Origin of the sequence: Neobacillus sp. GCM10027624, assembly GCF_042675345.1 — a bacterium.
Taxonomy (GTDB): Bacteria; Bacillota; Bacilli; order Bacillales; family Cytobacillaceae; genus Neobacillus; species Neobacillus cucumis_D.
In genome coordinates this window covers 103,617-115,898 of the sequence record NZ_JBHTHD010000006.1, presented here as the reverse complement: position 1 = coordinate 115,898, position 12,282 = coordinate 103,617, and the positions used below count along the sequence as shown (strand labels likewise).

Genomic DNA, 12,282 nt, shown 5'->3' with positions numbered 1-12,282 from the left:
AGTTTTATTTTACTGTTTTTAGTAAAAATTGCGCAATAGTTTTACTAAAATTTTTACTGAAAAATTTAATAAAAAAGAACGGAAGTTGCTCCGTTCTCAAGTTGCCTCTTTACCTTATAAAAATTGGCACCAATCACTTAATTTTTAAATAAAAAACCTGGGATTGATAGTCGCCGCCACGTTCAGCGGAATCCTTGTTTACACCATTAAATTCTGTCGAAAGGGATAGTCCCGCCTGCATGAGTTCATCTCCATAAAAAATCTGATCACATCCAAATACACTATAGGATTTCGATGGGTCTAACCCCATTAGTTTTACTGTTTGCTGCTTCAAGGAGGTCGGTGTGGCTAACACCTTATACCAGCCAACTAACGCCTCCGATTGATCCGGGCTGACAATCATCCAAGCGGTTTCATTGCCTTCAAACGGGCTTAACAGACGATAAAAGTGGCCGTCGCGTACCAACCTGCGATGTTGTTTATAAAAAGCAACCTGCTCTTTAATTTCTTCCCGCTCTTGATCCGTTAACGACAATGGATTTAGTTCATACCCAAAAGTTCCAAAGTATGCCGTGTTTGCCCTGGTAGATAAAGGGGTTGACCGTAACGTTTGGTGATTCGGAACAGCCGAAACATGTGAACCCATGCTGTAAATTGGATAGGCGAACGATGTTCCGTACTGGATTTTCAGCCTTTCGACCGCATCCGTATCATCACTCGTCCAAGCTTGCGGCGCATAATACATCATCCCCGGATCAAATCGTCCGCCGCCTCCTGCACAGGATTCAAACAGCACCTCAGGAAACTCAGCAGTCAACCGCTCGTATAATCGATAAACACCTAATATATAACGGTGAAAAAATTCACCTTGCTGGTTTGCTGCAAGTCTTTGCGAAAATGGCTCCGTAATATTACGATTCATATCCCATTTAATATAAGAAAGGTTCGTCCGTCTGATGATATTGGACATTTTTTCATAGAGATAATCAACAATTTCCGGCCTTGAAAAATCAAGTACAAGCTGGTTACGGCCAAGCGTTTTGGGAAGCTGCGGCAGCCCTATAGCCCAATCGGGATGCTCCCGAAATAAATCGCTGTCGGGACTAATCATTTCCGGTTCAAACCAAAGCCCGAACTTCATTCCCAGCCCCTTTATTTTCTCCGCCAAGCTTTCCAGACCATTCGGGAGTTTGTTGAGATCCACATCCCAATCACCAAGCGAGGTAGTATCGTCATTTCTTTTTCCATACCAGCCATCATCAAGGACAAACAATTCAATTCCTAATTCCTTCGCTGATTTCGCGATGTTTACGAGCTTTTCCTCATTAAAGTCAAAATAGGTTGCTTCCCAGTTATTAATCAAAATCGGGCGGTCTTGCTTCTTCCACTGAGCCCGAATCAAATGCTCCCGGTAAAGCAAATGAAAAGCCTGACTCATCCCATTTAAACCTTGGTCAGAATACACCATTACAATCTCCGGGGTTTGGAAAGAATCCTGAGGCATAAGCCCCCACTTAAAACCAAATGGATGAATCCCTGCCATCACTCGCGTCACATCATAATGGTCCACCTCTGCCTGCATGATAAAATTACTGCTGTAGACAAAATTAAATCCATAAACTTCACCAGAATTCTCTGTTGCATGCGGCCTTTTTAAGGCTAAAAATGGATTATGGTGATGGGAACTGGCACCGCGCAAACTGGAAATGGACTGAATACCCGCTTCTAGCTTTCGTTCATTAACATGACGTTCACGTGACCAAGTCCCTGCTAAGTGGACAAACATAAAATCTTTATCTGGAAGGTCAATCGATGCCCCCATCATTCGCTCAATGTCTAATCTCTGCGAGCCAACGTTCATTACCTGAGCACTTCTCGCAATAACTGGAAGGTCACGGAATATTGTATAATTTAACGTCAATTCCGCTTGAAGGTGGTCATCCTTTAAGAGGATTTGAAGTGTACTTGCATCTTGCGCGTCTTCAACATATGTTGCCGGCAGCCCCTCAAGTCCTGGCTTTCCGTCTAGTATTTTAAAAGTTTGATATTGAAAGTTCGGAACATGATGCTCATCGTGTTTCCTTACACTTATCGCGGGTTCGCGAAAGTCAGAATTTCCATAGGCCGGGTACTCCTGTCGTAATGTTTCCAAGCTAAAGGCCGGATCATCCGCATATGGATGACAGCTTGCAGCAGTTGGAACATCATAGGTTTGTAAATGGGAAAAATCCGATCGATGCCGTAATCCCTTCCCGTAATATAGATGGCCAAGGTGGCCATTTTTCATTACATGAAAAATATAACTTACTTGGCCATTTGTTAAATGAAATTGTTTGGTTTCTTGATTCACATGGATTAGCATAACGTTCACCTTTTTCCCTGCTTTGTTTGATATACAAAATAAGGGGATTTTTATACCAACCTCCCCTTAAAATGCGATTCTTGATAGTTTATTTGCGAATTTTCTAGTTTTATTTGCGAATGTATTACTTTTATTTGCGAAAAGGCCGGCTTTATTTGCGTATCTCTTTTTCTAGATTCTCTGAATTCGAAACTCAAATTCCATATCCTGATCAGCTCGGATTAAGTACTCATCGAGCACCGGTGCGCCCCAGCTGTCGTCCCCGCCGACACCCATCTGCTTACCCGCAATCGTTACGACCGTATAATGGATATTTGGCAGCTCATAATGATGCTTGGCATTTTCGAGCTCGAACGCCGTAAATGGTGAAAAATTGCACTCTAGCGGTTCGCTGACAGAGGAGATTCTAATTCCCCGTCCTTCCTGATTTGTAAGATTTACCCGCCGGACTCCGGTCCTGTTTCCTGACTCTTGCGGCATTACATAACCGGAAAGGTTATCGGCAACCGTATTCTTAAAAAGACCGAGCCTTGCTCCATTATTGCGGTCAGCGTAATTTTCCTCTGGCCCCATGGCATACCATTCCAATTGGTCATAATCCGCTAGCACCTTAAAAGCTAAGGCGAAAGTCGGCATCTGTGGGAGGTTTTCCGCCCCGTGATAACTTGACTTCACGCGAATGCTGCCATCTGGATACACCCCGTAGGCTACCTTTACATCTGCTTCTTCGCTAATCGAAAATTTATAAGTAAAGGAAATCGTAACAAATCCTTCCGCCTCCTCCACTTCAAAACCAACGCATTTACGTGCTAAACTCGCTGCATACCAAACCCCAGAATGGTAATCTTGTGAAAAGCCTCTGTCGTTATCTGTAGTTGCTCTCCAAAATAATGGCGCAGGTGGGTAGGCAATCATTTCATTTTCGGCATAATTTAATGAGACCAGACTACCAGCTTGTTTCGAGAAGATTGCTGAGAAATCTCTGCCATGCACACCGATATTCACATCGCCATGGACAACCCTTATTTCCCCTTCAGGTTGAGGAGTCTCAAATAAACTTTCCACCTTAAACACATATTGTCCGAAGGCAATCTCATAACCAGCATCTGCCCAAAGCTGTTTTTCCTTCAATCTAAGGAAGACATGGATACAATACTCACCAGCTGCACTTGCGATTTCCTCAGGCCAATCAAAATCAACCCGTCCATCACTCAAAGGAGCAACAACAAAATCAAGATTTTTGCGGTAGATTTCCTTCCCTTCAAAATGAAGGACATATTCCAAATCATAATCTGATGTATCAATGAAAAGATGATCGTTCGTAATCGTCACGCCATTTTTGTCAGTTGTGAGCTTCACGTTTTGATACAAAAACTTCACTTCCTGCATCTTTGGAGACAGCTCCCGATTTGCATAGACGATTCCGTTCGTACAGAACCCGTAGTCAGTTGGACGATCATCAAAATCACCGCCGTAAGCTAAATACTCTTTGCCATATCTGTCTTTTTTCATAATCGACTGGTCAATATAATCCCAGATAAAACCACCTTGATACATTGGATATTTCAGTTCCAGCTCCGTGTATTTATGCATTCCGCCAAGCGAATTCCCCATCGCATGCATATATTCGCAGCTAATGTAGGGCTTTTCTGGATTTTCCGAGAGATATTTTTCAATATCCGCAGGCTTTGCATACATCCTGCTTTCCATATCACTTGTCTCATTATAGTCGCGATTATGAAATACTCCCTCATAATGGACTAGCCGGCTAGGGTCAACAGATTTGAAATAGCGGGAGACATTGAGAATGACCTCACCAGCGTATGATTCATTTCCACAAGACCAAATCAGGATGGAAGGATGGTTTTTATCTCGTTCTAACATCGATATCGCCCGATCCATGACAATTTCCTGCCACTCATGTCTATTACCCGGAATATTCCAGGATGGTTCAACAGCCCCCATCTTTTGCCATGACCCATGTGTCTCCAAATTCATTTCATCAATGACATAAATTCCGTATTCATCACAAAGCTCATACCAATAGCTCTGGTTTGGATAATGGGAGGTCCGAACCGCATTAATGTTATGCTGCTTCAATGTTTTAATATCCCATTGCATATCTTCTTTTGTTACTGCCCGACCGTGGCGGCAATTAAATTCATGGCGGTTCACGCCCTTAAACACAATGCGTTCACCATTAAGGTGCATGATTTTATCCACGAGCTCAAATCTTCGGAAACCCACTTTTTGTGGAATTACCTCTACCAATTGACCTTGAGCATTAAAAACCTGAATATACAATTTATATAAATAAGGATTCTCTGCGCTCCAAAGCATCGGTGCATCAACTGAAATCGAAATCAATCCTTTGTTTCCTGTTAAAGAGCCGTCCACCTCAGCAATCAGATTATTCTTTGTATCGTATAACTCCCCTACTACTTTTCCAGGAAGAGCTGATTGAAATTTTAGGTCTGCAGTTAACTCTCCCTTTGAAAAAGATTTGTGCAGTTCTGTACGGATAAAAAGATCCTGAACATGAACCTCCGGCACCGTGTAAAGATATACATCCCGGAAGATTCCCGAAAAACGCCAGAAATCCTGATCCTCGAGCCAGCTTCCCGTACTGCGCTGATACACTTCAACCGCCAGCTTATTCTCTCCTTCTATTAAAAAAGGTGTAAGTTCAAATTCTGCCGGAGTAAAAGAGTCTTCACTGTATCCGACAAAATCCCCGTTTAACCACACATAAAAGGCGGACTCCACTCCCTGGAAGCTAATAAATACAGGTTTATTTTTCATTTTGTCCGGCAGATGAAACATCTTCACATAGCTGCCGACCGGATTATGGTCCATCGGTATTTCGGGCGGCCGGATCTCATTATGCCCATCCCAAGGATACATTGTATTAACATACTGAGGTTTCCCGTAGCCCTGAAGCTGGATATGTCCTGGGACCGCAATATTCCCCCAGACTGAACAATCAAAGTCTTTTTTGAAAAAAGACTCCGGTCTCGACGCTGGATTTACTGCATAATTAAATTTCCAATCTCCGTTCAAAACATGTCGCATCGCCATCGGCACAGTACTTTTTGCCTCTTCCACCGTCTCATAATACTTGTGGTCAGAGTGTGCAGGAAGACGATTAACCGCAAACACATTTACGTCCGTAAGCCAATTAATTGTTGGAATTGTTGTCATTGTGATTTTCCTTCCTATCTCGATCATTTATTTCACTGAACCCATCATCCCTGCAACAAAATGCTTTTGCATGAGGAAGAAAATAAGCGCCGCCGGCAAGGTTGCAATGACAATAGCTGTCATAATAATTCCATAATCGGGTGCGTAACTAGACCCAAGATTGGAGATCAGTAATGGAATTGTCTGATTTTCAGGTGATTGTAAAATAACGAGCGGCCATAGGTAACTATTCCAGCTCGCCATAAAGGTAATGATGGCTGCCGCGGAATAAGAGGTCTTCATCGTTGGAATATAAATTCTAAAGAATAACCCCAGTTCCGTTAAACCATCAATCCGGCCAGCTTCCAAAATTTCTTTTGGAAACATCTTTGTGCTTTGTCTAAAAAAGAAAATAAGAAAGGCTGTTGTGACAGTTGGCAATACGACAGCTGTAAGGGTATCGATTCCAAGTACCGGGACTGTTTGTGAAATCGTTCCGAACATTCGGAATAACGGTACCATTAAAGCTGCAAACGGAATCATCATTGAAAGCAATAAGATATTAAACACAACATCCTTTGCTTTGCTTTTATAAATTTCAAAACCATAACCAGCCAAGGAGGCGATGAGCATCGCTAATACGGTCGTAGTAATGGAAATCTTCGCTGAATTCATTAACGCTGTGCCAAGGTCTGCTGTATCCAACAAATTATGAAGATTTTGCATAAAATGACTGCCAGGCAGCAATCTGCCCTTTGTTACATCAACGGACTTATTCGTTGAGCTGACAATCATCCATAAAAATGGAAAAACAGAAATGATTGAAGCGATGATAAGGACTGCATAGCTGAATACACGTTTAAGATTAGTCATTTTTATCACCTGCTACTTTGAACTGAATAATAGAGAAAAAGATAATTAAAATCACAATGGCATAAGAGACTGTCGCTGCATAGCCGAAATCAGGTGTATATTTGAATGAGACATTATAGATGTACTCGGAAATGGTCATCGTTGCATTTCCTGGTCCGCCTTTGGTAATATTCATAACTTCGTCAAACAATTGTAGTGTCCCGATTGTTGACGTGATGGTTGTGAATAAGATAATTGGCTTCATCATGGGAATCGTTATTTTGAAAAATTGCTGAATGGACGAGGCCCCATCAATTTTGGCTGCTTCATATATGGATTCATCAATGTTCTGCAAACCGGATAAAAAGAAAATCATGTTATACCCTGTCCAGCGCCATGTAATCGCAATGATAATTGTAATTTTGGCCCAAAAAGGGTCTGTCAGCCATTGGATGGGTTCTGAAATAAGCGCAATCTTCATGAGCATGAAGTTAATGATGCCATCTTGACCAAATAAATATTTAAAAATAACGGAATAAGCAACAAGGGAAGTTACACACGGTAAAAAGATAGCGGTCCGAAAGAAACCCTTTAGCTTAAGTTTTTTATTATTCAATAAAACCGATAGAAATAAAGCGAGAATAATCATAATCGGCACTTGAATGATCAAGTAAATCACGGTATTTTTTACAGTGGTGAGGAACACTGGGTCCTTGAATAAACGAACGTAATTTTCAAAACCAACAAATTTCAAACTGACTCCAGTACCTGACTTAAAGGACAGGATAAGGGATTGAATCATCGGGTAGAAATAAAATAAACCAATCATTACGGTAGCAATGGCAATAAAGGACCAGCCAATCAAGGTATTTTTCACTCGAAGGTTTCGATTCGATTTTACTACCGGAAGGCTTTTCTCAGCTTTTGCGGGTATCACGATCAATCAACTCCTTTACCTTTAAAGAAAAAGCCCCGGAAATCCCGCCTGCCCATCAGTTTGCTCCATTAAACCGAGTAGGAGAAGCTAGCGAATTCCTGAGGCTAAAGTTCTCATTGTTTTTTTAAAATAAATTTATTTAATTTGCTCTTCCGCTTGCTTTTGAGCATCTGTGAGCACTTTATCAAGGTCTTTACCTTTTAAATAATCCTGCATGGCAACAGCAAGAATGTCCTCAATAGCGTAAGTGTGTAAGCCGTAGTTTACTTGAGGAATTTGAGTAGTCCAATTTGCAAAATCAGTAATAACTTTTTGACCTCCGAAGAATTCATCACTTGCTTTATAAGCCTCACCCTCGGCAGCCGGCTTGTAAGTTCCAATTGCCCCAATCTCTTTAACTAATGTTTGATAAAAATCAACATTAGAACCAAAGGTTTTTGCTAAGAATTCTGCTGCCTTTTCTTTTCCTGGCACATTTAGAACATACCATGAGCTGCCGCCTAGGTTAGAGGCATTAACAGAAGTTTCTACACCAGGAAGCTTTGGAAGCGGTGCAACTGCCCACTTGCCAGATTGTGACGCCTCTGCTTTAATGGAAGCGGTAATCCAGTTACCAGTTGGAACAGTAGCAACTGCTCCGCTGTTAAAACCGGCAACAAATTGGCTCCAGTCAGAAACAGGTTTAACAAGGCCAGCATCTAAAATTGCTTTATAAGTTTTAAAGGCATCTTTCAATGCAGCGTTGTCTGCTAGATCAGGTGTTGTCCCATCGTTCTTTAAATACCATGAACCAGCAGATTGGATCATCATACGAATAAGACCAAGGTCTTTTGGATCCTGCGTTAACATTTCTTTACCAGTTGCAGCTTTTACTTTTTTACCAATTTCAATATATTTGTTCCAATCGATACCTTTTAAATCATCAATTGTGTAGCCTGCTTTTTTCAAATAATCTGTTCTTACATATAATCCTGTAACACCCGTATCAAATGGAAGACCGTAGCGCTTACCGTCCAAGCTGGTTGGAGCTAGTTTATATTGGGCAAAATCATCTGCATTAAATGTTTTGCTTAAATCATAGAATGCATCTGGATATGCTTTAAGGAAACTTTGCGCACGATAATCTTCAATTAATACAATGTTTGGCAGCCCTTTTGTCGTTCCTGAGCTTAATGAAGTGTTGAGCTTTTGAACAATATCCGCTTGAGCGTTTTCAACGACTTTAATATTGAGCTTTGGATCAACGGACTTGTAAGCTTCTTTTGCTAGATTCATTGCTTTGATATTAAAATTAGGATCCCAAGCCAATACGGTTATTTCTTTTGTATCTTTCGAGCTGCTGGAAGCTTTCTCTTTTGTTCCAGAAGAGCAGGCAGACAATAACAGTATGCTTACTAATAACAGTGCCAGTACTTTCTTCATCGATCTTTCCCCCCATTTAAAAAAGTATGTAAGCGTTATCCTTACATACTTAATGTTAGCATCTGCCTAAGAGCAATCGTTAGGACGATATTTTTCTAATCTGGTAATATTTTTGTAAAATGAATGCGGTTACATTCCCTAAATTTGTACTTTTTTTAGATAGTAAGACTTTTTTTAGATTGAATGAATAGGCAGAAGGATTCTAACCTTTGTCCCGTTCCCAATCTCACTAGAAATCGTTACACCATATTCCTCCCCATAAATCAGCTGAATCCGATCATGGACATTCCGTACACCAATTCCAGAGAAAAGCTGTTGTTTGCGCTTTGTTTTCGGAATCGTATTATCGACCCCAACTTCCATACCATCCCCATTATCAACCACTTCACAAATCAAGTTTTCACTGTCTCGCCATACTAATACATTAATGTAGCCTTCCGCTTTCCGGTTAAACCCATGGAAAAATGAATTTTCCATGAACGGCTGTAAAATCAGTTTCGGAATTTGAAAGTCCATACAATCCGGCGCTAGGAAATAGTTGACCTTGATCCGGTCACCATAGCGTTTTTGGTTAATTAATACATAGTTTTTCAGATTATCGATTTCCTGCTTAACCGAGATGGTTTCACTCACATTACCGATTGTATTTTGCAGCAAGGAAATCAAGGCATGAATGGTCGCTTCTGTCTCTTGCTTTTCCCCCTGATTCACCATGAATTTAATGGAAGTCAGTGTATTGTATAAAAAATGAGGGTTAATTTGCTGCTGCAGGGCCGCCAGTTCTGCATTTCGTTTTTCCTTTTGCGACAATATCAATTGCTCGACATACTCATGCAATTCATCCAGCATGGAATTAAAGGCATTGCCAATTTGCCTTGTTTCATACGTACCTGATACAGAAACATACTGATCGAAATCATGTTTTGGGGCACTGCCAATTTGCTTGACCAGGCTTGTTAATGAGTTTGTTAACCTTCTTGAGGCAAGAAAAACAATCATAAGCGCCAGCAAGACTATCGCCATTGCAACAAGTGCAATCGCCTTTTTGTCAATTAAATCGCCGAAGGCAGTTTGCTTGTCGATAATATTAAACAGATACATATCAAATTGAGGGAGGTAGTCCATTAAAATGATTTGATCCTTCCCCATAAATTTGCCGACGATATATTGGTGTGATTGGTTTTTTAACTTATCCGCATATCCTAAAAGCTCTTTTGATTTTTCTCCGATAAGCTTCGTTCGATCACTCGAGACAATACCGCCTGACTTGTCCACTAGAAACACATGATTACCGGGGCTTGTATAGTTGCTATAGAATTGACGGAATTCATTTTCTCGAATGGCAAAATACATTGAACCATAGACGGTTCCGGAAATCCGATCCATTAAGGCCTTGGAAGCAACAATAAACCGCTGGTCTCCTGTTTCTGAAGCTGTATAGGGACGCTGATCGTATTGGTACATCAGCTTTTTCGGCTGTCCAAGAGTATTCCTGACAAGAGTACTGTTTTTCAGTTCCTGGTCAGAAATCGTCCAAACATTCCGATCTGTTCGGAAGCTGACTCCATTTCTACCTAAAAGGATTATTTCTATTTCATATGGGTCCAAATTGGATTGGATGTGTTTTAACTGCTGCCCCACCGTATAAAAAGAGGTCATTTGTTGGACAGTAGTTTGTTTTTCGGTTAGTACGGAGCGGATTGTACCACTCTCAAGAATATTGTTTGCGGATGTAACGATCGAGTAATTAAATGTTTCAAAGCGCTCTTTTACCTGGTTCATTACTTTAGCATTCATGATACTAAATCTTTGAAAAAAGAATTGCTCGGCCATTCGAATGGTTGTCCATGCAATGGTGGTGGAAACAATGATGATAATCACCATTGTGATTAGGAACATATTAATAAATAAACCATTATGTTTAAGACGTTCAGAAACAAGTCTCATTGCTACCATCTCTTATCTGAAGTTTTGTTTTCTCTTAAATTGGCTGGGAGACAATCCCTTTATTTTTTTAAATACTTTACAAAAATAACTATGATCAGAATAGCCAACCATTCCGCTGATTTCGGAAATGCTAGCCGCTCCCTTGATCAGTAATTTTGCTGCTTCTTCAATGCGGATTTTATTTAAATATTCAATGAATCCTTCGTTATTATGCGTTGAAAAATAGCTGGAAAGATAGGAAGGATTAAAATGAAAATGCTTGGCAACTTCCTTTAAGGTTAGCGGTTCTGCATAATTCTCCCTCATGTATTCCATCAGCTTTTTCATATTAAGATTTTCAGGCTGATTTTGGGCAGAATTGATACAATTCTTGACTTCCTCAATAAAACGGTCCAGCAGTTGAACAGTTTCACCGGCCGTTTGAGCTTCATCAATTGCCCGAAAATACGAATATCTTGCGTTCTCTAATTCCTTTACATCATATTCCATATTGCTAAGCAGAACAGTGATGTTAAAAATAATGTTTCCAAAGAAAGCTTTATATTCAAAAACGTCCATCGTATAGCGGCTGGATAGTGATTGGACATGATTGAGCAAATAACTTAGAGCGGAATCAAATTGCCTGCGCTTAAATTCACTTGTGAACCATTCCAGATTAAAAGGATCCGTTTCAGACGGCAGCTTTGGCAGATTTTTAGCCATTAAGAGTCCGATCCCCGGCAAAAAAAATCGAAAGTTTAACAGTTTTAACAGACTTTCATTGCATTGGGTGCTAATTTGAGAAAAATCGCTGAATTCTTCTGTTAACGCGAAGGCAAATTTAGAATTGGACGTTGCTACTTGATGTGCGATCTCTATAATTTTGACCATGTCTTTACCGTTGAGATTAATGAGAAATGAATTGATATCTTGACTTACGTTAAAAAAAGTGTGGACAGCTTCATTCAGGTTTGTTTTTAAGGCGTTTTCAATGATCCCCTTTACTTCATCGAAAGAGTCGGATTTTCCATTCGAAGGTGTATTCTTTACACCTAACAAACAGAAATGGCTATACGGAAAAACGTTAGAGATGATCATAGGATCGTACTCGGTGTTATATCCAGAAATTAATTTTTGAATAATTTGTCCGGTTGATAGATTAATATCTGCCTGCTTCCCTGAATTTTGAAGCAAAGGGATTCTGCCGCGGGCTATATTCAACGCCTGTAACAGACTGTTGGCATCAAGCTTCGGTTTTAAGATATAATCCACGACCCCGCTTTGGAAGGTAGACCTTACATAATCAAACTCTCCAAAACTACTAAGAATAATTACTTCAATAAGGGGGTATTTATCTTTTACCACCCTCGTTAATTCTTCTCCGTCCATGATGGGCATGACAATATCCGTAATAATAATATGGGGATTCTTACCCTCAATTAATTCAAGCGCCTCCTGGCCATTTGCAGCCTCGCCAACAATTAAAAACCCTTCCTTTTCCCAATCGATATAATGTTTAATCCCTTGTCTAATCAATAATTCATCATCTACAATTAGCGTTCTGCATAATTCTGGAGCTGTCATGGAAAATCCCCCTCCTTAA

General features: G+C 40.4%; 7 protein-coding genes. All 7 read right to left on the bottom strand.

Features of this window, described 5'->3' with window-relative positions:
• Window positions 1-133 precede the first annotated feature (133 nt).
• The gene (locus tag ACFQZ9_RS11030; protein ID WP_498943835.1) at window positions 134-2,362 is read right to left on the bottom strand and encodes an alpha-galactosidase; all 2,229 of its coding nucleotides are present in this window, start codon (window positions 2,360-2,362) and stop codon (window positions 134-136) included.
• A gap of 171 nt (window positions 2,363-2,533) precedes the next feature.
• Window positions 2,534-5,563 carry a beta-galactosidase, LacZ type gene (gene lacZ / locus ACFQZ9_RS11025; RefSeq protein ID WP_498943806.1) on the bottom strand — a complete coding sequence of 1,010 codons (3,030 nt, stop codon included), beginning with the start codon at window positions 5,561-5,563 and terminating at the stop codon, window positions 2,534-2,536.
• A 27-nt stretch (window positions 5,564-5,590) separates the two neighbouring features.
• Entirely contained in the window at window positions 5,591-6,415 is an 825-nt protein-coding gene (locus tag ACFQZ9_RS11020; RefSeq protein ID WP_198313016.1) for a carbohydrate ABC transporter permease, read from the bottom strand.
• Complete coding sequence (locus tag ACFQZ9_RS11015; RefSeq protein ID WP_498943834.1) at window positions 6,408-7,334, bottom strand: carbohydrate ABC transporter permease; 927 nt, start codon at window positions 7,332-7,334, stop codon at window positions 6,408-6,410. The genes ACFQZ9_RS11020 and ACFQZ9_RS11015 overlap by 8 nt, the downstream gene beginning before the upstream one ends.
• Window positions 7,335-7,466: 132 nt before the next feature.
• On the bottom strand, window positions 7,467-8,753 hold the full coding sequence (locus ACFQZ9_RS11010; RefSeq protein WP_498943805.1) for an ABC transporter substrate-binding protein: 1,287 nt from the start codon (window positions 8,751-8,753) through the stop codon (window positions 7,467-7,469).
• A gap of 174 nt (window positions 8,754-8,927) precedes the next feature.
• Window positions 8,928-10,700: a cache domain-containing sensor histidine kinase gene (locus ACFQZ9_RS11005; RefSeq protein WP_498943804.1), complete on the bottom strand. Its 1,773-nt coding sequence runs from the start codon at window positions 10,698-10,700 to the stop codon at window positions 8,928-8,930.
• Window positions 10,701-10,712: 12 nt separating this feature from the next.
• The gene (locus tag ACFQZ9_RS11000; protein ID WP_498943803.1) at window positions 10,713-12,263 is read right to left on the bottom strand and encodes a response regulator transcription factor; all 1,551 of its coding nucleotides are present in this window, start codon (window positions 12,261-12,263) and stop codon (window positions 10,713-10,715) included.
• Window positions 12,264-12,282 lie beyond the last annotated feature (19 nt).

Excerpts from the sequence above, each read along its gene's own strand:
- ACFQZ9_RS11030 (WP_498943835.1), bottom strand. The coding sequence starts at position 2,362 with ATGCTAATCCATGTGAATCAAGAAACCAAACAATTTCATTTAACAAAT.
- lacZ (WP_498943806.1), bottom strand. The coding sequence starts at position 5,563 with ATGACAACAATTCCAACAATTAATTGGCTTACGGACGTAAATGTGTTT.
- ACFQZ9_RS11020 (WP_198313016.1), bottom strand. The coding sequence starts at position 6,415 with ATGACTAATCTTAAACGTGTATTCAGCTATGCAGTCCTTATCATCGCT.
- ACFQZ9_RS11010 (WP_498943805.1), bottom strand. The coding sequence starts at position 8,753 with ATGAAGAAAGTACTGGCACTGTTATTAGTAAGCATACTGTTATTGTCT.
- ACFQZ9_RS11005 (WP_498943804.1), bottom strand. The coding sequence starts at position 10,700 with ATGAGACTTGTTTCTGAACGTCTTAAACATAATGGTTTATTTATTAAT.
- ACFQZ9_RS11000 (WP_498943803.1), bottom strand. The coding sequence starts at position 12,263 with ATGACAGCTCCAGAATTATGCAGAACGCTAATTGTAGATGATGAATTA.